This window comes from Mycolicibacterium sp. MU0050 (genome assembly GCF_963378085.1).
Classification (GTDB): domain Bacteria; phylum Actinomycetota; class Actinomycetes; order Mycobacteriales; family Mycobacteriaceae; genus Mycobacterium; species Mycobacterium wendilense.
In genome coordinates this window covers 1,280,107-1,305,154 of record NZ_OY726395.1, presented here as the reverse complement: position 1 = coordinate 1,305,154, position 25,048 = coordinate 1,280,107, and the positions used below count along the sequence as shown (strand labels likewise).

At 70.0% G+C, this 25,048-nt stretch carries 25 protein-coding genes; 10 read left to right on the top strand and 15 right to left on the bottom strand.

Translation table 11 applies throughout. The features are described 5' to 3' along the window. Positions 1-8 precede the first annotated feature (8 nt). A complete protein-coding gene (locus R2K23_RS06315; RefSeq protein WP_316515292.1) occupies positions 9-431 on the bottom strand; it encodes a hypothetical protein in 423 nt (140 codons plus the stop codon). A gap of 219 nt (positions 432-650) precedes the next feature. Between R2K23_RS06315 and R2K23_RS06310 the strand changes: the two genes are divergently transcribed. After that, positions 651-797, top strand: coding sequence for a hypothetical protein (locus R2K23_RS06310; protein WP_316515290.1), 147 nt, complete (start codon positions 651-653; stop codon positions 795-797). 63 nt (positions 798-860) lie between these two features. On the opposite strand, the gene R2K23_RS06305 is transcribed toward R2K23_RS06310, so the two are convergent. Continuing rightward, a complete protein-coding gene (locus R2K23_RS06305) occupies positions 861-1,754 on the bottom strand; it encodes an LLM class flavin-dependent oxidoreductase (protein ID WP_316515289.1) in 894 nt (297 codons plus the stop codon). A gap of 21 nt (positions 1,755-1,775) precedes the next feature. After that, positions 1,776-2,927 (bottom strand): TDT family transporter, encoded by a 1,152-nt coding sequence (locus R2K23_RS06300; RefSeq protein ID WP_316515288.1) that lies wholly within the window; start codon positions 2,925-2,927, stop codon positions 1,776-1,778. 87 nt (positions 2,928-3,014) lie between these two features. Here R2K23_RS06300 and R2K23_RS06295 point away from each other — a divergent pair, with 87 nt between their 5' ends. From R2K23_RS06295 to R2K23_RS06280, 4 genes are read left to right on the top strand one after another with little or no spacing between them, the layout of a single operon-like run. Continuing rightward, a complete protein-coding gene (locus R2K23_RS06295) occupies positions 3,015-4,304 on the top strand; it encodes a sensor histidine kinase (RefSeq protein WP_316515285.1) in 1,290 nt (429 codons plus the stop codon). Beyond that, positions 4,292-4,936 (top strand): response regulator transcription factor, encoded by a 645-nt coding sequence (locus tag R2K23_RS06290; RefSeq protein ID WP_316515283.1) that lies wholly within the window; start codon positions 4,292-4,294, stop codon positions 4,934-4,936. The genes R2K23_RS06295 and R2K23_RS06290 overlap by 13 nt, the downstream gene beginning before the upstream one ends. A 12-nt stretch (positions 4,937-4,948) precedes the next feature. Further along, positions 4,949-5,806 carry a DUF4097 family beta strand repeat-containing protein gene (locus tag R2K23_RS06285; RefSeq protein WP_316515281.1) on the top strand — a complete coding sequence of 286 codons (858 nt, stop codon included), beginning with the start codon at positions 4,949-4,951 and terminating at the stop codon, positions 5,804-5,806. A gap of 47 nt (positions 5,807-5,853) precedes the next feature. Continuing rightward, on the top strand, positions 5,854-6,069 hold the full coding sequence (locus R2K23_RS06280; RefSeq protein WP_316515278.1) for a hypothetical protein: 216 nt from the start codon (positions 5,854-5,856) through the stop codon (positions 6,067-6,069). Here R2K23_RS06280 and R2K23_RS06275 read toward each other — a convergent pair. The 6 genes from R2K23_RS06275 to R2K23_RS06250 all read right to left on the bottom strand — a co-directional run bounded on the left by R2K23_RS06275 (position 6,066) and on the right by R2K23_RS06250 (position 11,637). Then, entirely contained in the window at positions 6,066-6,545 is a 480-nt protein-coding gene (locus R2K23_RS06275) for an Rrf2 family transcriptional regulator (protein WP_316515275.1), read from the bottom strand. The two genes, R2K23_RS06280 and R2K23_RS06275, sit on opposite strands and share 4 nt — an antisense overlap. Positions 6,546-6,572: 27 nt before the next feature. Further along, entirely contained in the window at positions 6,573-7,172 is a 600-nt protein-coding gene (locus R2K23_RS06270; RefSeq protein ID WP_316515272.1) for a cysteine hydrolase family protein, read from the bottom strand. A 51-nt stretch (positions 7,173-7,223) separates the two neighbouring features. Continuing rightward, positions 7,224-7,958 (bottom strand): 3'(2'),5'-bisphosphate nucleotidase CysQ, encoded by a 735-nt coding sequence (locus R2K23_RS06265; protein ID WP_316515269.1) that lies wholly within the window; start codon positions 7,956-7,958, stop codon positions 7,224-7,226. After that, positions 7,951-9,828 (bottom strand): sulfate adenylyltransferase subunit CysN, encoded by a 1,878-nt coding sequence (gene cysN / locus R2K23_RS06260; protein WP_316515267.1) that lies wholly within the window; start codon positions 9,826-9,828, stop codon positions 7,951-7,953. The genes R2K23_RS06265 and cysN overlap by 8 nt, the downstream gene beginning before the upstream one ends. After that, positions 9,828-10,757 carry a sulfate adenylyltransferase subunit CysD gene (gene cysD / locus R2K23_RS06255; RefSeq protein ID WP_316515264.1) on the bottom strand — a complete coding sequence of 310 codons (930 nt, stop codon included), beginning with the start codon at positions 10,755-10,757 and terminating at the stop codon, positions 9,828-9,830. The genes cysN and cysD overlap by 1 nt, the downstream gene beginning before the upstream one ends. Positions 10,758-11,145: 388 nt before the next feature. After that, a complete protein-coding gene (locus R2K23_RS06250) occupies positions 11,146-11,637 on the bottom strand; it encodes a beta-class carbonic anhydrase (protein WP_316515261.1) in 492 nt (163 codons plus the stop codon). 130 nt (positions 11,638-11,767) lie between these two features. Between R2K23_RS06250 and R2K23_RS06245 the strand changes: the two genes are divergently transcribed. The 4 genes from R2K23_RS06245 (at position 11,768) to R2K23_RS06230 (ending at position 17,278) form a co-directional block, all read left to right on the top strand. Next, a complete protein-coding gene (locus R2K23_RS06245; protein ID WP_316515258.1) occupies positions 11,768-12,745 on the top strand; it encodes an ABC transporter permease in 978 nt (325 codons plus the stop codon). Then, positions 12,742-13,692: an ABC transporter permease gene (locus R2K23_RS06240; RefSeq protein ID WP_316515254.1), complete on the top strand. Its 951-nt coding sequence runs from the start codon at positions 12,742-12,744 to the stop codon at positions 13,690-13,692. The genes R2K23_RS06245 and R2K23_RS06240 overlap by 4 nt, the downstream gene beginning before the upstream one ends. Beyond that, positions 13,689-15,548: an ABC transporter ATP-binding protein gene (locus R2K23_RS06235; RefSeq protein WP_316515252.1), complete on the top strand. Its 1,860-nt coding sequence runs from the start codon at positions 13,689-13,691 to the stop codon at positions 15,546-15,548. Before R2K23_RS06240 ends, R2K23_RS06235 begins: the two co-directional genes overlap by 4 nt. A 62-nt stretch (positions 15,549-15,610) precedes the next feature. Next, a complete protein-coding gene (locus R2K23_RS06230) occupies positions 15,611-17,278 on the top strand; it encodes an ABC transporter family substrate-binding protein (RefSeq protein ID WP_316515249.1) in 1,668 nt (555 codons plus the stop codon). Here R2K23_RS06230 and R2K23_RS06225 read toward each other — a convergent pair. From R2K23_RS06225 to R2K23_RS06210, 4 genes are all read right to left on the bottom strand, one after another. Further along, on the bottom strand, positions 17,268-17,435 hold the full coding sequence (locus R2K23_RS06225) for a hypothetical protein (protein ID WP_316515247.1): 168 nt from the start codon (positions 17,433-17,435) through the stop codon (positions 17,268-17,270). The two genes, R2K23_RS06230 and R2K23_RS06225, sit on opposite strands and share 11 nt — an antisense overlap. A 14-nt stretch (positions 17,436-17,449) precedes the next feature. Continuing rightward, positions 17,450-18,640 carry a Dyp-type peroxidase gene (locus R2K23_RS06220; RefSeq protein WP_316515245.1) on the bottom strand — a complete coding sequence of 397 codons (1,191 nt, stop codon included), beginning with the start codon at positions 18,638-18,640 and terminating at the stop codon, positions 17,450-17,452. Further along, the gene (locus R2K23_RS06215; protein WP_316515243.1) at positions 18,633-19,169 is read right to left on the bottom strand and encodes a copper chaperone PCu(A)C; all 537 of its coding nucleotides are present in this window, start codon (positions 19,167-19,169) and stop codon (positions 18,633-18,635) included. Before R2K23_RS06215 ends, R2K23_RS06220 begins: the two co-directional genes overlap by 8 nt. 125 nt (positions 19,170-19,294) lie before the next feature. Continuing rightward, entirely contained in the window at positions 19,295-19,780 is a 486-nt protein-coding gene (locus R2K23_RS06210; RefSeq protein WP_316515241.1) for a hypothetical protein, read from the bottom strand. Between the two features lie 160 nt (positions 19,781-19,940). Between R2K23_RS06210 and R2K23_RS06205 the strand changes: the two genes are divergently transcribed. Further along, complete coding sequence (locus R2K23_RS06205) at positions 19,941-21,170, top strand: acyl-CoA dehydrogenase family protein (RefSeq protein WP_316515239.1); 1,230 nt, start codon at positions 19,941-19,943, stop codon at positions 21,168-21,170. A 49-nt stretch (positions 21,171-21,219) separates the two neighbouring features. On the opposite strand, the gene R2K23_RS06200 is transcribed toward R2K23_RS06205, so the two are convergent. Continuing rightward, the gene (locus tag R2K23_RS06200; RefSeq protein WP_316515237.1) at positions 21,220-23,841 is read right to left on the bottom strand and encodes an AAA family ATPase; all 2,622 of its coding nucleotides are present in this window, start codon (positions 23,839-23,841) and stop codon (positions 21,220-21,222) included. Further along, positions 23,838-25,010 carry a metallophosphoesterase family protein gene (locus R2K23_RS06195; protein WP_316515234.1) on the bottom strand — a complete coding sequence of 391 codons (1,173 nt, stop codon included), beginning with the start codon at positions 25,008-25,010 and terminating at the stop codon, positions 23,838-23,840. The genes R2K23_RS06200 and R2K23_RS06195 overlap by 4 nt, the downstream gene beginning before the upstream one ends. Positions 25,011-25,048: the final 38 nt, after the last annotated feature.

The following is a 25,048-nucleotide window of genomic DNA, read 5'->3' as shown; positions in this document are numbered from 1 at the left end:
CCTCACTTTCACCGGGCCCCGACGGCGACCATTTCAACATAGGCGGCGGCGATCCCCGACAACTCGAAGGACGCGTCGAGATCGGCGCCCGGCGGCACCCCGCCCGGCATCAGATCGAGGATGGCCTCCCGGCATTGCGGGGGCACCTGCCCGCCGCGAGAGCCCAGCAGCGCCGCACGGGTACTGCTCGGCATGGCTTGCCACATGGTGTCGAGTCGCAACCGCTCATCTTCGAGCAGGTTCGCCTCGGCGGATCGCAGCTGCCACCGGCGTGGCGCGGCCCGGTTTCCGCCGCGGTCGGCGGGCACCGTGTGTCCCCGGATCTCGGCCGCCACCCCGTCCGGCAGATACCCGTGCGGCCGGCCCAACAAGACCGCCTGATCAGCGCGATCGAGTTTGTAGAACCAAGACAGTGACCGACGTTTACCCATGTCTCACCATAACCACGGATTCCGACGCCCACGCGGTTCCATGGCCGAGGGGCCGGCGATCTGACCCGAGATCCGGACCGATCGCACCCCGGCGTGTACTGTGGAGGTCAGTGCCACGAAATTCGGCACGGCCCGCCGACTCGGCGACATTCACGTAGTTGTGGCGCGGTGGACGCTCTCTCCTACCCCGCAAGCGTGACCCTAACGCTAGGAAACTTGATGGACTCGACGAACCTTTTTTCCCACCCGCAAAAGACGACGGCGTCGCCGCGAAACACCAGCCAACACAATGACGTTGCCGCGCTGGTCTTCTCGGACGCCCCGCGGCGCGACAAGCCCGAGGACAAGGGCGCCGCCGCCCGCTGACCACGCCGGCCTCAGCGCCGTCGGCCCCCAGCCGGTCCACTGCGGTGGACCGCGGGCACGGACTCAGGTGAAGTCGTGCACCACCTCGGCCACCCGCCGCAGCTGATCGACATCCGTACTGGTCGGGATCAGATGCACCTCGTCGGTGCCCACCGCGGCGAATTCGCGCAGCACCGCGGCCAATTGCTCCTCGTCGCCGGACCAGCCCGTGGTCGGCGCCATCGCGTCGACATACTCGGCGGGAATCCAGTTCATGTAGCGGCGCAGATGCGTCCGCACCTGCTCGCGCGCCGCCTCGGCCGGGCCGAGCGCGAACCAGAATGACGTCGCCAGGTGTGGCGCGGGTTTGCCGGCCTGCGCCCAGGCCTGACGCGCGACGTCGAACAGCTCGTTCTGCTTGCCGACGTCGAGATCCAGCGTGGTGCCGGCCAACCCGTCGGCCCAGGCGGCCGCGCTGCGCACGGTCTTGGGCCCGATGGTTCCCACCAGCAGGCGCGGCCCACCGGGCTGCACGGGCGGCGGGCCCACCGGCAGCACGGAATCGGTGATCCGCTCCCCGGCCCACACCCGCCGCATGATCGCGATCCGCTCCGCCATGTCGCGCATCGTCTGCGTCTTCGGGTCCGCCCCGACGGCCTGGTAATCCTCGTGGCGGCCACCGACGCCGAAGCCCACCGTCAGCCGGCCCCCGGAGATCAGATCGCCCGTGGCCAGCGCCTTGGCGCACATCACCGGGTCATGCAACTGCGGGACGATCACCGTGGTCACCAGCCGGACCCGGTCGGTCCACGCCGCCAACGCGCCGAGCAGCGTCAGGCTCTCGGGGTTGTCGAACGCGATCCGCTCGCCCCAGCACAGGGACGAGAACGGACCCTCGTCGACGATCGTCGCCCAGGTCCGCAATGTCGCGGCGTCCAGATCCGGTTCCATGACCGGCATCGTCATCCCTACCCGCATGACGGCGATTGTGGCACGGCCTCAGACGACCGGATCCTTGTGCGCCCGAATCGGGTCGGTGCTCGTCGGCGGCGCGAACAGGCTGCCCCGCAGGCTGCCGCCCGTGGTGCGCAGCGCGACCAGCACCCAGGTGCCCAGCAGACCGACGTAGGCCACCACGGCGGCGACCTCGAACGCCGGCAGCGTCGTGTGCTCGGCCAGCTGCGTGGTTCCGGTGACGAACGTGCCGACCGGGAAGGTCAGACTCCACCAGGTCAACGCGAACGGCATTCCGCGGCGCAGGGTCCGCACCGTCAGCGCCGTCGCCAACGCGATCCACAGCACCGCGAACCCCCACACCGGCACGCCGAACAGGATGCCGAAAACCCGCATGCCGCTCGCGATCTCGGGGTCGACGGCGCTCCCCGCGTGGGTGCCCAACAGCCCGGCCACGGTGATGGACTGCCCCAGCGGACCGAGCACGATCCACAGCGTCGGCACCCGCGCGGTACCCGAGGTGCCGTACAGGGCCAACCGTGTCCAGATCATCGTGATGATGATCAGCGAGGCCACCAGCGACAGCCCGAACATGGCGTAGCAGCCGTACAGCATGGTCTCGCGGCCGGTGCCCGGCGCCATGTGCTCGAGCAGCAGGGCCCCACCGGCCGCGGACACCATGGGCGGCACAACGGGCATCAGCCAGCCGCCGAACGCCGCGTCGGGTTCCACGCTGTGCTGGGTGAACATCAGAAAGGGGATGCTCACCGCGGTGAACAACCCGCCCAGGGTGCCGGCGGTCCACAACACCCACGCCAGATCGACGGCGGCGCGCTCACCGATCAGATCCTTGCCCACCAGCAACGCACCCGTGCCGACGGTGATCAACGCCATCGGCGCCGCGCCGTAGAAGTGCGCCATCTGCGGATTGCGGGCGTGCCCGCGCACCACCCGGGGATGCCAGAGCCAATGCCCACCGACGACGAGGACCAGCACCACCAGCAGCACCAGCGCGATCACCCACACCACCTCGGTGAACCCGCGCACGCCCGGCAGCGGCAACGGCAGGGTGGCACCCGCGACGGCCACGATGCCCGTGCCCATCACCGCGGCGAACCAGTTGGGACCGATGCTGCCCAACACTTCGACCCGCTTGCGTGGGGCGGGGGGTTCACCCGGGGTTGCGGTGGCGCTCACGCCCTGACCCTAACTGGGGGTTATCCCCCACGACATTGTCCGGATAACGTCGTGTTGCCGACGGCCTCGACCTCCTAGGTTTGACTCATGGCAGTCGCAACCGACGTTCTTCCGGCCCCGCCGCGCGCCCGCGACCGACATCTCGGGGTGGTTCCCACCGCCGCGATGGTGACCAACGCCGTCATCGCGGTGCTGTGGTTCTGGATCCCGTTGGCGATCATGGTGGTTGCCGTCTCCTCGATCCCGTCGATCATCGGCACGGCGCTGGCCACCGTGGCGTTCATCTATCTGATGCGCGGGGTGAACGTCGTCGAGCGGGGTCGCTCCGAGGCGGTGTTCGGCATGGGGATCCCCGTCCCGGCGCGCCCCCTGACCCACCGCGACGGGTTCGTGGGCTGGCTGCATCAGCTGTGGCTGGACTTCAGCAGTGCCCGGTTCTGGAAGGGCTTCGCGCACCACTATCTCCGGCTGCTCTACGACTTCCTGGCGACCGGGATCACGCTGGTCCTGCTGGCCTTCGCCTTCCTCGGCCCCGCCGCGGCCATCGCGGTGCGAGGCAGCGACGCCGCGGCCGGCGTGGACTTTCTGCCGGTGCCGCTGGCGTTCGTGCTGGGCAGCACCGCGTTGCTCGCCGCGCTCGCGATCCTCATCTTCGCCCCCGCCGTCGACGCCCAGATCGACCGCTGGCTGCTGGCCCCGTCGGACACTGCGGCCCTGCGCAATCAGGTCCACGCACTCGCCGACGCCCGCCAAGGGGCGGTGTCGTCGGCGCACACCGAGCGGCACCGCATCGAGCGCGACCTGCACGACGGCGTGCAACCGCGGCTGGTGTCGTTGGCCATGACCATCGGCCTGGCGCGGACCAAGCTGGACTCCGACCCGAACGCGGCCAAGGCCCTGATCGACGAGGCGCACGGCGACGCCAAGCAGGCCCTGTCCGAACTGCGCGACGTGGTGCGCGGCATCGCGCCGAGCATCCTGTCGGACCGCGGCCTGGACGCCGCGCTGTCCGCGGTGGTGCAGCGCAGCGAAAACTCGGGCATACCAACATCGTTGGACGTCTCGCTGCCGGGTCGTCTGCCCGACGAGGTGGAAGCCGTGGCGTACTTCCTGGTCGCCGAGGCGTTGACGAATGTGGCCAAGCACGCGGCGGCCGGCCGCGCGGTGGTGACCGTCCGCGTCGACGAGACCACCCAGCAGCTGCACGTGTCGGTCTTCGACGACGGCCGCGGCGGTGCGCAGATCTCCGACGATCCCGGCAGCACCGGGCTGCGCGGGCTGGCCGAACGCGTCCGGGCCGCCGGCGGCACCCTGTCGGTGTCCAGCCCGGCCACCGGCCCCACCATCGTCAGCGCGGTGTTGCCATGCGCATCGTGATCGCCGAGGACTCGGCGCTGTTGCGCGCCGGTCTGGAACGCATCCTCATCGACGCCGGCCACGAGGTGGTCGCCGGCGTCCCCGACGCGACCGAACTGCTGCGGGTGGTCAACGAACTCGCACCGGACCTGGCGATCGTGGACGTCCGTATGCCGCCCACCTTCACCGACGAGGGCATCCGCGCCGCCGCGCTGCTGCGCCGGCAGAACCCCGATTCGGCGGTGCTGGTGCTCTCGCACTACGTCGAGGAGCGCTACGCGGCCGAACTGATCGCCGCCGACACCCGCGGCTTCGGCTACCTGCTCAAGGATCGGGTCGCCGACATCCCAGCGTTCCTGGACGCCGTCGGCACCGTCGGCAGCGGCGGTACCGTCCTGGACCCCGAGGTCGTCGCGCAGATCCTGGTGCGGTCCCAACGCCGCAACATGCTGGACAACCTCACCGACCGCGAACGCGACGTCGTGCAATTGATGGCCGAGGGCAAGTCCAACTCGGCCATCGCGGCGACGCTGTCGATCTCGACCGGGTCCGCCGAAAAGCACATCGCCTCGATCTTCACCAAGTTCGACCTCGCGCCCGACCAGAGCGAAAACCGCCGCATCCTGGCGGTTTTGCGCTACCTGGACACCTGACCGGAGGAAGCCATGACCATAACGCAGCCCCCTGCCCTGTCCAGCGGCGAGCGCGCGACCGTCCGCGGCGTCATCGTCACCGCCGCCGTGCTGTTCGGGGTCGCCGTGCTGACCAGCCTGACCGTGTTCGCGGTCGGGGTGGGCCGCGCCCGCATCATCGCCGACGCGCAACCGTTGCCCGCCGACCTGCGGATGCTCACCATCGACGCGGGCGATGTGCCGATGGCGATCCGGATCCGCACCGACGACGACGCCACCGAACCGCGCGTCGAGATGCGGTTCGTCAGCACCGCCGGGCACCGTCAGGCCCTCGACATCACCACCGCCGCCGACACTGCGCGCATCACCCTGCGGGGCGAGACGCCCCACTGGTTCCGATGGGCCCGCGGCGGCGAACTCAAGGTGGTGCTGCCGCCCGGCGTCTCCCAGGGTCTGACGCTGACGACCACCCAGCGCTACGGAGCGCTGATGGTCGACACCGACCTGACCCGGCTGGAGGCCCGCACCGACAACGGCGCGGTGGACCTGCGCGGCGCCGCCGGCACCGTCGAGATCCACAGCCTGCGCGGCGCCATCCGCAGCCGAGCGCCGATCGCGGTGCGGGATTCCTTCTCCGCCACCGGCGTCGAGGGCAGGATCAGCGTGGACTTCCAGGATCCGCCGCCGCCGCGTATCCGGGCCACCCTCGACGAGGGGCAGGTCGAGCTGGGGCTGGACGGGGACGGGCCGTTCCTGGTGCAGGCCGGCACCGGTGATTCCGGCGACCGCGCCGTGGTGCGTGTCCCGCGCACCGCCAATCCGGCCGAGGCCGTCTCGGAGGTCACCGCGCGCGTGGGCTCGGGCAGCGTGATCGTGGCCGCCCGCACCTGAGAATTCTCAGTGTTTGGTGCGTCACACCAGCGGGCAGCCATGCAGGCATGAACGAGGAACCGACCACCGAGGAGGTCGAGGTCACCGACTCGGCCAAGAAGGAAGCCAAGCGCATGGTCAGCGCTTACGAGGACCGGCCGACGGCCGTCCTGCCCGGCTCGCACAACACCGTGACCGGCACCGCGATCAACGAATGGCTCGACGACGAGGGCAAGCCCAAGTACGGCAACACCGACCAGGAGACCGACCCGAAACCTGACTAGGTGGCGGGCAGGTGACCGCGCTGGGTTTCCTGGGAGCGGTAGTCGTCGGCCAGCGAACTCACGTGCGGCGGCAGCGATCCGGCGGCGACGTCGGCGAGGCTGGTCTGCTCCAGCACCGAGCGCATGCTGGCCCGCAACGCGCGCCACACGTCGGTCAGCGCGGCCGTCGGACCCGAGTACGGCAGATCGCCCAAACCGATATCCCGGACGCTGGCCAGCGGGCCGTCGATGCAGCGCAGCACGTCGGCGATGCTGATCTGGTCGGCGGGCCGGCCCAGGGCATAGCCGCCGTCGCGGCCACGGTGACTGCGGACCAGCCGGTCGGCCCGTAACGCACTCAGGATGTCGACCAAGAACTGCGGCGGAATACCTTGCGACTTGGCCAAGTCGTCGGTGGTGGTCAGCTCGCCCGCGGCGACGGTGGCCAATTGCACCATCGCCCGCACGGCGTACTCCGCCTTGGCCGACATCCGCATCTGTCGAATTGTGCCATTCGGCGCCGGTCAGTCCGGGATGGCCGCACCGTCCGGGACCACCACGGCGAACAGATCCGCCACCGCGGCCAGGCTGGCCGCGTGCACGGCGGCGGCCGAGACCTCGGTGCCGCCCACCCCGGGAAGCGCCCGGGTGGCAGTGGCCGCACCGACCACCGTGGGCGCGTAACCCAGATTGAACGCACCGCGCGCGGTGGAGTTGACACACATGTGCGTCATGAATCCGGTCAGCACCAGATTGCTCGCGCCGAGGGCCTTGAGCCGCTCGTCGAGGTCGGTCCCGACAAACGAATTCGGGTAGTTCTTCACCACCACCGGCTCGCCCGCGCGGGGCGCGACGCTGTCCACGATGGCGCCGATCTCCTCCCGCACGTCATACGGCGACCCCGGTCCGGCGTCGTGCTGGATGTGGATGACCGGGATGCCGGCGGTGCGCGCCCGGTCCAGCATGGCGGCCGCCTCCGCCAGCGCATCCTGCACGCCTTCGAGTTCCATGACGCCGCGGGTGTAGGTGTTCTGGCAGTCGATCAGGATCAGGGTGGACGCGGTCAGCCCCGCGGGTTCGGCGGGAAGTCCGGTGAGGGTGCGCAAGGTGGGGTGCTCGGCCATGCCACCAAGCTACCGGCAGCGGTTCGTCCTTCTCGACGAATCGGCCTGAGGTCAGCCGACGGCGGTCACCGCCAAGACCGCCTCGGCGTGCTCGGGCCGGCACACGATGAGATCCGGCAACTTGGCGCCGGACTGGTTGTACCGCAACGGCGAACCGTCGATGCGTGAGGTGTGCAGGCCGGCCGCCCGCGCCACCGCGACCGGCGCCGCGGAATCCCATTCGTACTGCCCACCGGCGTGGACGTACACATCGGAGCGACCCTGCACCACCGAGGCCACTTTGGCTCCGGCGGAACCCATCTCGACCAGCACCCCGTCGAGGGCGTCCCGCACCGCCAGCGCGACCGCCGGGGGCCGGGTCCGCGACACGACCACCCGGAGTTGCTGCGGCGCCGGCGGAACCGCGGGCGTCGCCGGCGTTGCCAACGTGATGTGCTGAGCGGGCAGGGCCACCGCGCCGGCGACGAGCTCGCCGTCCTCCCACAGCGCGACGTGCACGGCCCAGTCGTCGCGGCCCGGCTCGGAGAACTCCCGGGTGCCGTCCAGCGGGTCGACGATCCAGACCCGGTGGGCGCGCAGCCGCGCCGGGTCGTCGACGCCCTCTTCCGACAGCACCGCATCCTGCGGACGGGCGGCGGCCAGCTCGGCCATCAGGAAGTCGTGGGATCTCTTGTCCCCGGCGTCCTTTCGCTCCTGCGCACTGGCCTCGGCGAGCTCAGCGCGCACACCGAGCAGCAACTCCCCCGCCCGGGTGGCCAATTCGGCCGCCAACTGATGGTCAGTCACGCGCGGCACCGAGCAGATCGACCACCTGCTGCGCGAGATCGTCGGGACGATGCTCGGGCGTGAGCCGCAGATCCGGGTTCTTGGGCCGCTGATACGGGCTGTCGATCCCGGTGAAGTGCGTGATCTCGCCGGCGCGGGCCTTGGCGTAGAGGCCCTTGGGGTCGCGCGCCTCGCAGTCGGCCAGCGGAGTGTCGACGAAGATCTCGAAGAAATCCACGCCGGCCTCGGCGTGCACCTGGCGGGCCAGCTCGCGGTGCTCCACCAGGGGGCTGATCGCCGGGACCAGGACGGTCAGGCCGGCGTCGGCCATCAACGTCGCGATGTGCGCCAACCGACGCAGGTTCTCGGAGCGGTCGGCCATCGAGAAACCGAGATCGGCGTTGAGGCCGTGGCGGAGGTTGTCACCGTCGAGAATGTAAGCGGGGCAACCCTGTTCGAGCAGCTTCTGCTCGACCAGCACCGCGATCGACGACTTGCCCGATCCCGACAGGCCGGTGAACCACAGCGTGCAGCCCTTGGTCAGGCGGTCCTGCGCCGTCACCAGCGATTCGTGCCGCACGGTGTTGGGGCTGGCGGTGCGCGCGGCCGTCGACTGGGTGTCGCGGACCATGCCGGCGGCCACGGTGACGTGGGTGTCCGGGTCGATCAGGATGAACGACCCGGTGGTGGAGTTGCGGGTGTACTCGTCGAGCAGCAGCGGCGCCTGGGTGCGCAACGAGACCCGGCCCAGCTCGTTGAGCTTCAGCGCGGTGGCGCCCTTGTCCCGGTGCAGGGTGTTGACGTCGAGCCGGTAGTCGAGCCCCGCGACCCGCACCCGGGTGGTCCGGGTGGTGTGTTTGATGACGTAGTCGCGGCCGGGTTCCAGCGCCGAGTCATCGGCCATCCAACACACCGTGGCGTCGAATTCCTGGCTGGCCACCGGCTGATTGTTCGGCCGGGCGATCATGTCGCCGCGGCTGATGTCGATGTCGTCGGCCAGGCTCACCGACACGGCCATGGGCGGGAAGGCCTCTTCCACCAGTCCCGACGGGCCGTGAATCTCGGTGATGGTGCTGGTTTTTCCGCTCGGCAGCACCACGATCTCGTCACCCGGACGCATCACGCCACTGGCCACCGTGCCGGCGTAGCTGCGGTGGTCGGTGTGCTCGTGGGTCTGCGGCCGGATCACGTACTGCACCGGGAAGCGGACGTCCACCAGGTTGCGGTCACCGGCGATGAACACGTCCTCGAGGTGGCTCAGCAGCGCCGGGCCGTCGTACCACGGCGACTTGTCCGACTTGGTGACCACATTGTCGCCGTTGAGCGCCGAGAGCGGAATGGTGGTCACATCGTGGATGTCCAGGCGGGCGGCGAAGGCGTGGAACTCGTCGCGGATGGCCTCGAAATGCTGTTGGTCCCAATCGATGAGGTCCATCTTGTTGACCGCGAGGACCACATGCTGCACGCCCAGCAGCGAAGCCAGGAAGGCGTGCCGGCGGGACTGCTCGAGCAGCCCGTGGCGGGCGTCGACCAGAACGATGGCCAGCTGCGCCGTGGAGGTGCCGGTCACCATGTTGCGGGTGTACTGGATGTGCCCCGGGGTATCGGCGATGATGAATTTCCGCTTGGCCGTGGCGAAGTAGCGGTAGGCGACGTCGATGGTGATGCCCTGCTCGCGCTCGGCGCGCAGGCCGTCGGTGACCAGCGACAGGTCGGTGTAGTCATGCCCGCGTTCCACCGAGGTGCGCTCGACGGCGGCGAGCTGGTCCTCCATGACGGCCTTGGAGTCGAACAGCAGCCGGCCGATCAGGGTGGACTTGCCGTCGTCGACCGACCCGGCGGTGGCGATCCGCAGCAGGGTGGTGCCCTCTTCGAGGTCCACGGCGCTCATCAGAAGTACCCCTGTCGCTTGCGGTCTTCCATTCCGGCCTCGGAGATCCGGTCGTCGGCGCGGGTGGCGCCGCGCTCGGTGAGCCGCGACACCGCGGTCTCGGCGATCACCGCCTCCACCGTGTCCGCCGTCGACTCCACGCAGCCGGTGCAGGTGACGTCGCCGACGGTGCGGAAGCGCACCGAGGTCTCGAAGACCTCCTCGTCGTCGCGGGGCTGCATGAACTCGTGGACCGCGAGCAGCATCCCGTCGCGCCGGAACACCGGGCGGGTGTGGGCGAAGTAGATGGCCGGCAGCGTGATGTTCTCCGCGCCGATGTAGGCCCAGATGTCGTATTCGGTCCAGTTGGACAAGGGGAAGACGCGGATGTGCTCACCCTTGCGATGCCGGCCGTTGTACAGGTTCCACAGCTCGGGACGCTGCGCCTTGGGATCCCACTGACCGAATTCGTCGCGGAAGCTGAACACCCGCTCCTTGGCGCGGGCCTTCTCCTCGTCGCGGCGCGCGCCCCCGAAGGCGGCGTCGAACTTGTTGTCACGGATGCCGCGCAACAGGGTGACCGTCTGCAGCGGGTTGCGGGACGGGCCGTTGTCCACCACGCGGCCGGCGTCGATGTCTTCCTGCACGCTGGCCACGACCAGGCGCAGCCCGTACTTCTCCACCAGCGCGTCGCGCGTGGAGATCACCTCGTCGAAGTTGTGTCCGGTGTCCACATGCATCACCGGGAACGGCACCCGCCCGGGCGCGAAGGCCTTGATCGCCAGGTGCAGCATGACGATCGAGTCCTTGCCGCCGGAGAACAGCAGCACCGGCCGTTCGAACTCGGCGGCCACCTCGCGGATGATGTGCATCGCCTCGGCCTCGAGAGACCTCAGATGGCTCAATTCGTACTGTCTCGCGGCCGGCTGGGTCGCCACTGGAGCGCTCATGCATTCCTCGTAAAGTTGGTTGATTTGACCAAGATTATCGTTATTGCCAGGTATGTTGCCAGGCGTCGGGCCGTGCGTCAACAAATCCGCTCAGTCGATGCGGCCGACCCGCCGGATTGCAACGTCGGCGCCGCCGCGGTTATGCCGGCGGTCCGCTCTGCCAGGAGGCACCGCGTGCGCGTATGACCTCGAGGATGCGGATTTGTCCGCCTCAGCGGCGTGTCGCGGACGAAACCGCACGATCGTCGGGGAGCCAAGTGGGTGGCGCGGCGCGTCGCGGACGAAACCGCAGGATCGCGGGGGAGCCAAGTGGGTGGCGCGGCGCGTCGCGGACGAAACCGCAGGATCACCGGGGAGCACCCGACCGGCAGCGCCGCCGCGGTTATGACTAGAGGGTGACCTCGGTGAGCTTGCCGGTGGCGACGTCGAAGACGAACCCCCGCAGAGACTCGTGCAGCGTGACGAAGGGGCTGGCCTCGATGCGTCGCAGCGACTGCCGCACATCTTCCTCGACATCGGGGAACGATTCCGGTGCCCACTCGGGCTTTAGGCCCGTCTCGTCCTGGATGGCCCGCTTGAACTCGTCGTCGGTGAAGGTGAGCATGCCGCAGTCGGTGTGGTGGATCAGGATGATCTCGCGGGTACCGAGCAGCCGCTGGCTGATGGCCAACGAGCGGATCTCGTCGTCGGTGACCACACCGCCGGCGTTGCGGATGACGTGCGCCTCACCGTCGCCGAGGCCCAGCAGCCGGTACACATCCAGTCGGGCGTCCATGCACGCCACCACGGCGACGTGCTTGCTCGGCGGCAACGGCAGCGGGCCGCTGAACGTTTCGGCGTACTTCGCGTTGTTGGCCAGGTACTCGTCGGTGACGCTCATGTCTGGCGACGTTAACAGCTTCCCGGCTGCCGTCCAGGCGCTTCGATCACGCTGAACACAACCCCGGGTTGCGGGGGACGCGCGGGTCCATCTCCTACGCTGTGCGCATGCAGCCGAGGCGGAGACACGCATGACGCGTTTTCTGTCGCGCCGACTGCTCAACTACGTCGTGCTGCTGGCACTGGCCTCGTTCCTCACCTTCTGTCTGACGTCGGTGGCGTTCTCGCCGCTGGACAGCCTCGAACAGCGCAACCCGCGGCCCCCGCAGGCCGTCATCGACGCGAAGGCCGCCGAACTCGGCCTCGACAAGCCCATCCCGCTGCGCTACGCGAACTGGGTCTCCGGTGCGGTGCAGGGTGACTTCGGCACCACCGTCACCGGCCAACCGGTGTCCGAAGAGTTGGGCCGGCGCATCGGCGTCAGCCTGCGGCTGCTGGTGATCGGCTCGGTGTTCGGCACGGTGCTGGGTGTCGTCATCGGCGCCTGGAGCGCGATCCGCCAGTACCGGCTCTCCGACCGGGTGATCACGGTGCTGTCGCTGCTGGCGCTGTCGACGCCGACGTTCGTGATCGCCAGCCTGATGATCCTCGTTGCGCTGCAGATCAACTCGATCCTCGGCGTGCAACTGTTCGAATACACCGGGGAAACTTCACCCGATGCCACGGGCGGCAGCTGGAACATGTTCGTCGACCGGTTACAGCATCTGGTGCTGCCGTCGTTCACGCTGGCGCTGGTGGCCATGGCCGGCTACAGCCGGTATCAACGCAACGCCATGCTCGACGTACTGGGCCAGGACTTCATCCGCACCGCGCGGGCCAAGGGCCTGACCCAACGCCAGGCGCTGTTCCGCCACGGCCTGCGGACCGCGCTGATCCCGATGGCCACGCTGTTCGCCTACGGGGTCAGCGGGCTGGTGACCGGCGCGGTGTTCGTCGAGAAGATCTTCGGCTGGCACGGCATGGGTGAGTGGGTGGTGCAGGGCATCGCCACCCAGGACACCAACATCATCGCCGCCATCACGGTGTTCTCCGGAGCCGTCATCCTGCTGGCCGGACTGCTGTCCGACGTCATCTACGCCGCCCTCGACCCGCGGGTGCGGGTCGGATGAGCGAACCCGTGACCACCGCCACCGCCGCCGAGGCCCCGGAACCCGCGGCGGCCTTCGCCTCCCGACGCACCATGGTGCTGCGCCGCTTCCTGCGCAACGGCCCGGCGGTGGTGTCGCTGGTGCTGCTGGTGGTGATGTTCGTCGGCTGCTACGCGCTGCCGCCGCTGCTGCCGTGGTCCTACACCGACCTCGACTACACCGCCCTGCAACAACCGCCGAGCCCGCAGCACTGGTTCGGCACCAACGCACTCGGCCAGGACCTGCTGGCCATGACGCTGCGCGGCATGCAGAAATCGCTGCTGATCGGGCTGTGTGTGGCGGTCATCTCGACGGTGATCGCCGCCACCGTCGGCGCCATCGCGGGCTACTTCGGCGGCTGGCGCGATCGCACGCTGATGTGGATCGTCGACCTGCTGCTGGTGGTGCCCAGCTTCATCCTGATCGCCATCGCGACCCCGCGGGTCAAACAGAGCGGCAGCATCGTGATGCTGATCGTGCTGCTGTCGCTGTTCAGCTGGATGATCAGCTCCCGCATGGTCCGCGGCATGACGATGAGCCTGCGGGAACGCGAATTCGTCCAGGCCGCACGGTATATGGGCGTGTCGAACACCCGGATCATCTCACGACACATCCTGCCCAACGTGGCGTCGATCCTGATCATCGACACCACGCTCAACGTCGGCTTGGCCATCCTGGCCGAAACCGGGCTGAGCTACCTGGGGTTCGGCGTGCAGCCGCCGGACGTCTCGCTGGGCACCCTGATTGCCTCCGGCACTCCGTCGGCGACGACCTTCCCCTGGGTGTTCCTGTTCCCGGCCGGAATCCTGGTGCTGATCGTGCTGTGCGCCAACATGATCGGTGACGGCATCCGCGACGCCGTGGACCCGGGCTCCGGCAACCTGCGCCGCACCCGGCGCAGCCGGCGCCTGTTCGGGGGCCGCCCGTGAGCGCCCTGCTCGAGGTCACCGACCTGTCGGTCACCTACCCCACCGACGCCGCACCGGTCGCCGCGGTGCGCGGGGTGAACCTGCGGGTCGACCCCGGCGAGGTGGTCGGCGTCGTCGGCGAATCGGGGTCCGGGAAGTCGGCGACCGCGATGGCCATCATCGGTCTGCTGCCCGAATACGCCCAGGTGTCGGGATCGGTCCGGCTCGGCGGCACCGAGTTGCTCGGCATGCCCGACCGCGACCTGTCGCAGGTGCGCGGCAAGGCCATCGGCACGGTGTTCCAGGACCCGATGTCGGCGCTGACACCGGTATACACCGTCGGTGAACAGATCGCCGAGGCGATCACCGCGCACCGCCCGCAGCGCGACCGGGCCACCAAGGCCCAGGCTCGCCGTCGCGCGGTCGAGCTGCTCGAACTCGTCGGCATCAACCAGCCCGAGCGGCGCGCCAAGGCCTTCCCGCATGAACTCTCCGGCGGCGAGCGGCAACGCGTCGTCATCGCGATCGCGATTGCCAACGATCCCGACCTGCTGATCTGCGACGAGCCCACCACCGCCCTCGACGTCACCGTGCAGGCCCAGATCCTCGACGTGCTGCGCACCGCCCGCGACGTCACCGGCGCCGGCGTCCTGATCATCACCCACGATCTGGGCGTGGTCGCGGAGTTCGCCGACCGGGCGATGGTGATGTACGCCGGCCGCGCCGTCGAGACCGCCCCGGTCGACGTGCTCTACCGCGACCGCCGGATGCCCTACACCGCCGGCCTGCTGGGCTCGGTGCCCCGGCTCGACGCCGCGCAGGGCGCACGCCTGGTGCCGATCCCCGGCACGCCGCCGTCGCTGTCGGATCTGCCGCCGGGCTGCCCGTTCACCCCGCGGTGCCCGCTCGCCATTGCCGAGTGCAGCGCCGCCGAACCCGAGCTGATCGCCGTCGGCTCCGGCTCCGGCGAGCATCGCGCGGCCTGCATCCTCACCGACGACGTCGTCGGGCGCAGCGCCGCCGAGATCTACGGCGTCGCAACCACTCCCCCGTCGGCGCCGACCATCGACGCCGAGACGGCACCGGTCATCCGCGTCGAGAACCTGGCCAAGACCTACCGGCTGACCAAGGGCGTGGTGCTGCGCCGCACCATCGGCGAGGTCCGCGCCGTGGACGGCATCAGCTTCGAGCTGCCGCCCGGGCAGACGCTGGGGATCGTCGGTGAATCCGGGTCCGGGAAGTCCACCACCCTGCACGAAGTACTGGAACTCACGGCCCCGCAGTCCGGCACCATCGAGGTCCTCGGTACCGACGTGGCCACCCTGGACCGCGCCGGCCGCCGGCGACTGCGCCGCGACCTGCAGGTGGTGTTCCAGGACCCGGTGGCCTCCCTCGATCCCCGGCTGCCGGTCTCCGAGGTGCTGGCCGAACCCCTGCAGGCCAATGGCTACGACAAGCAGGCCATCGGCGACCGGGTGGCGGAACTGCTCACCCTGGTGGGGCTGAACCGCTCCGACGCCGCCCGCTATCCGACGGAGTTCTCCGGCGGGCAGAAGCAGCGCATCGGCATCGCCCGCGCGCTGGCCCTGCACCCGAAGATCCTGGCGCTCGACGAACCCGTCTCGGCGCTGGACGTGTCGATCCAGGCCGGCATCCTCAACCTGCTGCTGGATCTGCAGCAGCAGTTCGGCCTGTCCTACCTGTTCGTGTCCCACGACCTTTCGGTGGTCAAGCATCTGGCCCACCACGTCGCGGTGATGTTCAAGGGCAAGATCGTCGAGCAGGGACCCGCCGACGAGGTGTTCGGGCACCCGCGTCACGACTACACCCGCAAGCTGCTCGAGGCGGTCCCCCAGCCCGACCCGAAGCGCAGCTGAACGCGCCCCGCCGGTGCGTGGCCCGACTGAGCAGGGCGGAACGCCGGTTAGCATCGGTGCTCATGATGTTGCGACGCTGCGCCGCGCTGGCGATGACGGGTGTGCTGATCCTCGCCGGGTGTTCGGGCGCGAACCAGGACGTACCGTCGGCCGGCGGCAACGCCGAGGTCGGCGCGACGTCCGACCTCAACCCGCAGGATCCGGCGACGTTGCGTCAGGGCGGGCACCTGCGGCTGGCACTCAACGGGTTCCCCCCGAACTTCAACACCCTGCACATCGACGGCAACGTCGCCGACGCCGCGAACATGCTGCGCGCCACCTTGCCGCGCGCCTTCCGGATCGCGCCGGACGGGACCACCAGCGTCAACACCGACTACTTCACCGACATCGAGCTGACCGGAACCGACCCCCAGGTGGTCACCTACACCATCAACCCGGACGCGGTGTGGACCGACGGTACCCCCATCACGTGGGAGGACATCGCCGCCCAGATCCACGCCACCAGCGGTAAGGACCCCGCGTTCGCCTTCGCCAGCCCGAACGGCAGCGAGCGGGTGGAGTCGGTGACCCGCGGCGAGGACGACCGCCAAGCCGTCATCACCTTCGCCCGGCCCTACGCGGACTGGCAGGGGATGTTCGCCGGCAACGGGATGCTGTTGCCCGCCAGCATGACCCGCGACCCTGAGGTTTTCAACAAGGGGCAGCTCAACGGTCCCGGGCCGTCGGCCGGGCCGTTCATGGTCTCGAACGTGGACCGCACCGCGCAGCGGATCACCCTGACCCGCAATCCGGATTGGTGGGGCACCCCGCCCGTCCTGGACACCATCACCTACCTGGTGCTCGACGACGCCGCGCGGATGCCCGCGCTGCAGAACAACACGATCGACGCGGCCGGGGTGGCCTCCCTGGACGAGTTGACCATCGCCCGGAACACCGCCGGCATCGAGATCCGGCGCGCCCCCGGCAACAGCTGGTACCACTTCACGTTCAACGGAGCGCCCGGTTCGATCCTGGCGGATCCCGCGCTGCGGCGGGCGATCTCCAAGGGCATCGACCGCCAGACCATCGCCAACGTCACCATGCGCGGGCTGGCCGACGACCCCGCGCCGCTGAACAACCACATCTACGTCGCCGGACAGAAGGGCTACCAGGACAACAGCGCCGTGGTGGCCTACGACCCCGAAGCGGCGGCCCGCGAACTCGACGAGCTGGGCTGGAAGCTCAACGGCCAGTTCCGCGAAAAGGACGGGCGGCAGTTGGTGATCCGCGACGTGCTCTACGACGCGGCCAGCACCAAGCAATTCGCCCAGATCGCCCAGAACAACCTCGCGCAGATCGGCGTCAAGCTGGAGATCGAGGCCAAGGGCGGCGGCGGGCTCTTCACCGACTGGATCACCGTGGGCAACTTCGACATCGCACAGTTCTCCTGGGTCGGCGACGCCTTCCCGTTCGCGGGGCTGACCCAGATCTACAAGTCCACCGGCGAGAGCAACTTCGGCAAGATCGGTTCCCCGGAGATCGACGCGAAGATCGAGGAGACGCTCACCGAGCTGGACCCGGACCGGGCGCGCGAGCTGGCCAACGAACTCGACGAGCTGATCTGGGCCGAGGGCTTCAGCCTGCCCATGACGCAGTCGGCGGGCAACGTCGCGGTGCGCAGCAACCTGGCCAACTTCGGTGCCGCCGGCCTCGGCGACATCGACTACACGACAATCGGTTTCATGCAATAGAGCCGGGCGCCCGCTGCGAGGCGGGCAGGGCGGCCTCCAGTGTTGCGGCGGTCTCGAGCAGGCCGACCAGCAGCCGCATCGACCGATTCGCCCGTACTGCATCGAGTTCCGCGGCGCGCGCGGGAAGTTCGGCCGCCCGCCCCCGGAACCAGTGCACCCGTCCGTCTCCGGTTACACCGCATCGAGGAACGGTTGGCCCAGATACTCGCCGTCGCGCACGCCGGGCAGCATGGCGAACGTCGCCGAGCCGACCGGGGTGACCCACTCGTTGAGCGCGTCGCCGTCGGAAATCCGTTGCTGCACCGGAACGAACTGGGTCGCCGGATCCCGCTGGAAGGCCAGGAACAGCAGCCCCGAATCGCTGATCTGCCCGGCCGGCGGCGGGTCGTCGTAGTTGTAGGGCCGGCGCAGGAACTGCTCGCTGTCCACGTGGTGACGCGCGCGGGCGATGTGGGAGTTCGGCGGGATCACCGGGATGCCGCCGACGTGGGCGTCGAAGTCCGGTTCGTCGGATTCCCGTTGCCCCGTCAGCGGGGCACCCGAGTCCAGCGTGCGCCCGACAACCAGTTCCTTGGTGTCGCGGCCGAGCTGATCCCAGGTGTCCAGCTCCGCGCGGATCCGGCGCACCACCATGATGGTGCCGCCGGCGAACCACGGCTGGTCCTCACCGCCGTCCCACACGAACCGATCGAACTGCGATTCCGCCAGGTTGACCGTGCCGTCCACCTGGCCCATCAGGTTGCGCATCGAACCGCCCGGCTCCTCGGGCCGCATCGGTTCGCGGAAACCGCGCTGAATCCATCGGACCGTGGCCATCGAGCGGACGTTCTTCGTCAACACCCGGGCGGCATGGCTGATCGGCAACGGACTGTCCGCGCACAGCTGCACCAGCAGATGCGCACCGCCCCACCGCGGCTCCAGCCGGTCCACCGAGAACGCCGGCAGCTCGCGCAGCGTGGCCGGGCGCGCCCCGGTCATCCGCAGCGCGTCGAACAGGGTGGGTCCGTAGCCGACGGTGACGGTCAGCCGAGCCGGGCTGGTCGCCAACTCCGGCTCGGTGTCGGCGATGGCCGGCAGGCCCTGCGTCAGCCGGGCGGCGTCGGCGGTCCACAACTTCATGATCGACCGCAGACTGGCGGCGGTGCGGTGATCGGGTCGCAGGTCGAACGCCATCAGCGTGGCGTAGCCCTGCGGCACGGTGGCGATGCCGCCCTGATGCGGACCGTAGAACGGCTCGACGGCAGGATCACCGACCGCCGCGGCGCCGGACACCAGACGGGGCCCGACGACCGCGGCGGCACCGGCGCTGCCCGCGACCAGTGCACCGGCACCCAACAAGCGGCGCCGGCTCAACTCAGCCATGGGACTCCGCTCCGTGATCGGGGTGCGCGTCCGCCCCATGACCCGCGTGCGGGTCCGGCCCGTAGTCCTCCTCCGCGCCCGCGAAATCGCGGACCTGCGCGGTGATCGGCAGCTGGGACCCGTCTTCGAACGTGGCGAGGATCTCCACGTCGCTCCCGGGCGTGAGCGGTTCACGCAGGTCCATCAGCATGAGGTGATCGGCGCCCGGATGCAGTTCGGCCACACCCCCGGCCGGGATCAGCAGTCCGTCGTCCTTGGTCTGCATCCGACCGTCGATCACCTCGTGGATCTCCACCTCACCGCTGACCGGCGAGGTCGCCGACAGCAACCGCGCATCGGCGCCGCCGTCGTTGGTCAGGCGCGCGAACGCCGATGTCATGTCGGCGTCGACGGCCTTGACCCAGGCGTCCTGGACGGTGATCGACTGGGCCTGGGTCTTGGTCTCCGATGTGGAGCAACCTATCCCCAGCAGCGCGGTCGCGGACACCGCCGTGACGGCCAACGTGCGAAGCAACGCAACAGAATTCATCAATGGCTCACCTTCGTGGTAGGGGCGCGTCACCGGGTGACGCGAGAAACCGCGGCTGCATCGGGCAGCGGCGGTGAATCAGCACGACCGGAACGCCCGATCGGGCTGCACCCCGAGGTGAGCGATCAGGCGGCCAGCGGGACCGCCGGTGGGCCACGGTTTCCGGTGCCGGACGCCAACACTTCCGCCGTCAGCGCAAACCGGTAGGAGGGACTGCCGAGGCCGCCGCGGTCGAGGGCCGCCACCGCAGCGGTGCCGGCGTGCCGCAACACCGAGTCGAGCACGCGGCAGAGCTGTTCGGACAGCAGGATCAGCGCCGCGCACAGCACGGTGGCCAGCACGTGCGCCGTCAGCATCGGCGCGGTCGGCACCGCGGCGTCGGCGTGGGCGTGGGCACCGCCGACGCTCAGCGCCACGTGGCCGAAGAATTGTCCGAGGCCCAGGAAGCCCAGCAACCGCAGCCGCGGAGCCGTCGCGGTGCGATGGGCCGCCGAGATCGCGCCCACCGTCGCGGCGGTTGCGAGGAGCAGCATCAACCCGGCCCCGCTCGGCGGCCGACCTCCCGCCGCGCCGTGGGCAGCAACGGCCACCGTGGCCGAGCACGCGGCCACGGAAACACCGTGCAGACGAGAAGCCGTCGAAGGGGCGGACCTCACGCGGACCAGGGTACCCGCCCTACTACGGCAAATAGTAGACAGCGGGGCGGGGCCTTTGGATTCGCGCTGAGCGCAAGCAGTGCCGCACCGCGGCCGACTCGGTAGAAATCCTGGCATGACTCAAGCACCCATCCGGCGCCCGGCACTGCCCGGCTCGGAAGAATTCGCCGCCCTGCTCGCCGACATCGCGGACGGGGCCAAGGACCGCGACCTCAACGACGAGAATCCGTTCGACCAAGTCGCGGCGCTCAAGCGGGCCGGTTTCGGCACCCTCCGGCTGCCCGCGGAATTCGGCGGGCCCGGATTGTCGGTCCGCCAGCTCTTTTCGACGCTCATCGACGTGGCGCAGGCCGACCCCATCGTCGCCCACATCTTCCGCACCCACTTCTGGTTCGTCGAGGAACGATTGCGCGCCCTGCACGCCGACCCCACCGACGCGGTGGCCCTGCGCTGGCTGCGGGAGGTCGCCGACGGAAAGCTGTTCGCCAACGCGTTCAGTGAGAAGGGCAGCCTGGCGGTGGGCAGCCTGGTGTTCAACACCCGACTGTTGCCCGACGGGTCCGGCGGGTTCCGCCTGACCGGCGAGAAGTTCTACAGCACGGGCACGCTGTTCTCCGACTACCTGACCGTCACCAGCACCACCGACCACGACTCCGTGGCCTCCGTGATCGTCAACGCCGACCGCGAGGGCGTGACGCTGATCGACGACTGGGACGGCTTCGGGCAGCGCCGCACCGGCACCGGTACCACCGTGTTCGACAACGTGGCAGTGTCCGCCGAGGAGGTGCTGGCCGACACCCCGTACGACGCGGACCCGCAACCCACCGTGCAGTACGCCTCGCTGCAACTGTTCATCCACGCCGTGGTCGCCGGCGTACTGGCCGCCGTGGTCGACGACGGTGCCGCCCTGTTGCGCTCGCGCACCCGTAGCTTCAGCCACGCCCTGACCGAGGCTCCGGTGGACGATCCGCTCTACCAGAAGCTGCTGGGCGAGCTGGCCAGCACCGCATACATTGCGCGCGCGGCGGTGCTCGATGCCGCCGACGCCATCGGGGCGGCCACCGACTCGTATGACGCGCGGGGGATACCGGATGCGGAGCTGGCCGCCGCGGCACAGCTGAAGGTGGCCAAGGTCAAGGTGCACCTCGACGCGGTCGCCCCCGAGGCCGCCACCCGCCTGTTGGAACTCGGCGGGGCCAGCGCAGCCAGCCGGCATCGCAATCTGGACCGGCACTGGCGCAACATCCGCACCATCACGCTGCACAACCCGGTGGCCTACAAGGCCCGGGTGATCGGCGAGAACCTGCTGCACGGCACGCCGATTCCGGCCAACGCCTACTTCTGAGGGTGGTTTGGGTGCGTTGGGCGGCGCCCAACGCACCCAAATCGCAGAGTCAGGCGCTCAGCTGCACCCGGTGCGCGCCGCTGACGGCGTTGTACCGCTCCGGTGAGCAGGTCAGCACGATGACCTGACCGTTGGCACCGACCTGGTCGAACACCGCGCCCATCCGGGCCAGCCGCTCGGGGTCGGAGAAGCCCAGCGCGTCGTCGATGACCACGGGCACGGTGTCCTCGTGGGCCACCAGCGCGGCGACCGCGAGCCGCGCCACGATGCCCAGCTGTTCCTTGGCGCCGCCGGACAACGATTCGAACGGCACCGTGCGGCCGTCCAGGGTGCGGTTGCGGATGCACAGGTCACTGTCGACCTCGACCTCGAAGGTCTCGCCGAACACGGTGCGGCCCAACCGCTCCACCTCGGTGCGGAACGGCTGGACGTAACGCAGCCGGGTGTTGTCGCGGTGCCGGTTCATCACCGTACGCAGCAGTTCCACCGCCCGTGCCCGACGCTGCACCCGCGCGTAGGCCGCGAGAGCGTGCTCGCGGCGGATCTTCGCGGCATCGAGCTTGCCGGTGCGGCCCTCGGTGCCGAAGACCGCCAGCTCCACCTCGATGTCGCGCAACGCGCGGGCGGTGTCGCCATGGCGGGCGTCGACGTCGTCGGCGTCGACGCGCGCGGCGGCCAGGGCGGCGGTCACTGCGTCGGGGCCGGCCTCGGCCAGCTGTGCCGCGAGTTCGGCGGCCCGCTGCTGTGCCACCCGAGCCGCCTCGACGGCGACCTGCGCGACCGCCGCGGCGTCCTCGTCGGACTGCTCGGCGCGCAGCGCGGCCAGCCGTTCGGTGCTGGCGGTCAGCTCGGCGCGTGCCACCGTCACCAGGTTGCGGGCGGTCGCGGCCGCGGCGGTGCGCTCGGACAGTTGCTTGATGGCCGCCGTGACGACCTTGCGTTGGGTCTCGGCGTGTGTCGCCGCCTCCCGCAGCGCCTGCTCGGCGGCGGCCAACTCGGATTTCGCCGCCGCAGCGTCGATCTCGGGTGCCGGGTCGGACCGCAACGCGGCGAGCCGGGCGCGGAGCTCGTCGATGTCGTCGGCGCCGGTGATCCCCGACAACGTGGCGTCGAGCTGGTCCCGGCGCCCTGTCAGCTCGGCTCGCCGGTCCCGTAGCCCGCGGGCCTGTTCGACGTCGGCCACCTCCGCCTCGGCCAGCAGCTGCGTCAGGTGTGCCTGTGCGGCAGCCAGTTTCGCGTGGGTGTCCACGGCCGTGGCGGCGGGCTTGACGTCGACGCGCAGGATCCCGGGCAGCGCCACCGACGCGGCATCGGCCGCGCTCAGCGACCAGGTTTCGCCGGCGGTCAGGGTGATGCGCCGCTCCCCCACCGCGAGTTCCATGTCGGTCTCGGCGGTGAACTCGATGGCCGCAGCCGTCAGCTCCGCCTGATCCCGGGCCCGATCGACGGCGGCCGCGGCCACCTCAATCCCGCGGAACTGGTTGTCGGTCAAGGTGATCCGTGCCAGCTCGGCGGCCACGGTCGCCCGCTCGGTCTGCACGGTGTCGAACCGGCCGACCAGCGCGGTCAGTCGCTCGGCCTCGGCCGCCTCGGCGAGCCGGTCGACCACCTGCCGGGCCAGCCGCACCCGCTGGTCGAGGGCCTGCAGTTCCTGCTCGGCCGCGGCGGCGGCAACCTCGGCGGCCTTCACCACCTCGGCACCGGTGGCCTCGGACTCGGTGGCCGCAACGGCGGCGGTCTCCGCGGCCGTGAGGGCCTCCTGCCGGGTCTGCACGTCCTCGCGCAGGCGCCGGCGCTCCTCGAGGGCGGCCGTCGCGGTGGCCTCGGCCGCCGCCTTGGTGGCCGCGTCGGATTCGGCGGCGCGTGCCTCGGCACTGAGCTTTGCCACCGCCTCGGCCGCGGACTGCGCCTCCCGGAGCCGCTCCGCCGCGTCCGCGCGCCGGGCGGTCAGGGCCTCGAGTTCGGTGGACAGCGCGGCGTGCGCGCGCACCCGCTCCTCGACCTCGGCGACCGCCGCGGCCTGCGTGGCCACCTCATCCTCGGCGGTCTTCACGGCGGCGATCGCCGCCGCCCACTCGCCGGTCGCACGTCCGGTCGCGGTGAAGTAGCGGGCGTACTCGGCGTCGATCTTCTCGATCAACACCGGTTCGACGCCCGAGAGACCGGCCGACAGGCCGTCGACGGCGTCGCTGGCGGCCACGTCGAGCGCCCGCGACAACGCGTCACACCCGGACAGGTCCACCGCCGAGGTCGAGGCGGCCTGCAGCACACGCTGGGCCTGCCACAGCCCGGTGTCCACGGTCTCGTCGAGCATCCCGCGGACGCGCTGATGGGCCTCGTCGCCGGTGAGTTGCTCGCGTGCGGGCGCGAGGATCTGCAACTCGGTTTCGCATTTCTTGTGGAACCGCTTGCGGTACACGAACCGGTACGGACCGGTGCTGATCTCCGCGGTGACCTCCGCGCCGACGTCGGCGTGGGTGGGCTTGACCTGCTTGACGTCCTTCTTGTTGGACCGGTCCTTGGACTCCAGCAGCAGGTCTAGCGCCTCGATCATCGACGACTTGCCGATCTCGTTGGCGCCGCACACCACCGTCACGCCCTGCTCGGCGAACTCGATCTCGCGGTGGGTGATGCCGCGGTAGTTCGTCAGCACCAGCCGATGCAGCCTCATGCCGCACCGCTTTTCGGCGTCGCCAACGTCCCGGACAACCGGAGCAGCAGCGCCAGGGCGGCCTGCGCGTCCTTGGCCACCGCCGGGTCGTCGCCGCGCGCGGTGGCCATCAATTCCTCGACCGCGCTGGCGGCGAAACCGCCGATGCCGATGTCGGAGAACTCCGCGTCGGCGGGCACCACGGCGATATCGCAGTGCCGTTCCCACAACCCGACCCAGCCGAACAGCCGCGCGTACTTGTCCAGGCAGGCGTCGAGCCGAGCCCGGTCGGTCACGGTCAGCGTTCCGGTCAACACCAGCCGCACCACCGTGCGTTCCTTGTCCGGCATCAGGTCCAGATTGACGTCGAGATCGGCGATGTCCCGGCTGTTGTCGAGCTGCATCGGGGGCAGGGTGACGAACCGCCAGCGCCCGACCCGGTGCGCATCCACCCGCACCGGCCGCGCCGGGTCGGACTCGTCGATGTCGACGACCAGGACGTGCCCGGGGTCGGGCTCGATGTCGTCATAGTTGGTGACCTCCGGGGAACCCGAGTACCAGACCCGGCCCGAGTCTCCGACACAGGTACGAGAATGCTTGTCCCCCAAGGCCACATAGTGCACGGCACCGCGGTCGAGCGCCTCCTGCACCGCCTCGAGCCGGATCAGCGACACCCGGGTGGGGTCCGGATCCAGGACGTCGACCCCGCCGTGCGCGACGAGGATCCGGGTGGTGCCGTCGGCGGGCAGGTCGGCCAGCACCTCGGCGACCAGATCGGTGGTGGGGCGCTTGGACCGCCACGGCGCCGCGACGAGTTCCAGACCGGGCCGGATCTGGTGCCGGCCGGCGCGGTCGAGGACGGTGACGTTGGCCGGGGCCTCCGCGGTGAACAGTGCGCTGGTGTACACCGACGCGGCGTCGAGGGGATCGTGGTTGCCGGGCAGCAGGTACACCGGGATGCCGATGGCGCGCATCGCCTCCAACGACTTGCCGATGACCTCCGGGTCGAGGTGGTTGTCCTCGAACACGTCGCCGGCCACCACCACGAACTCGGCCCCGTGTTCCTCGGCCAGCGTCCGCAGGCCGGCCACCGCTTCCCGGCGTGCCGCCGAATACCGGGGTTGCGCCTCACCTTCCAGAAAGTGCCGGGTCATCCCCAGCTGCCAGTCGGCGGTGTGCACGAATCGCACGGCGTCCCCTACCTTCTGTCCTCGTCCTCGGCGGCTGT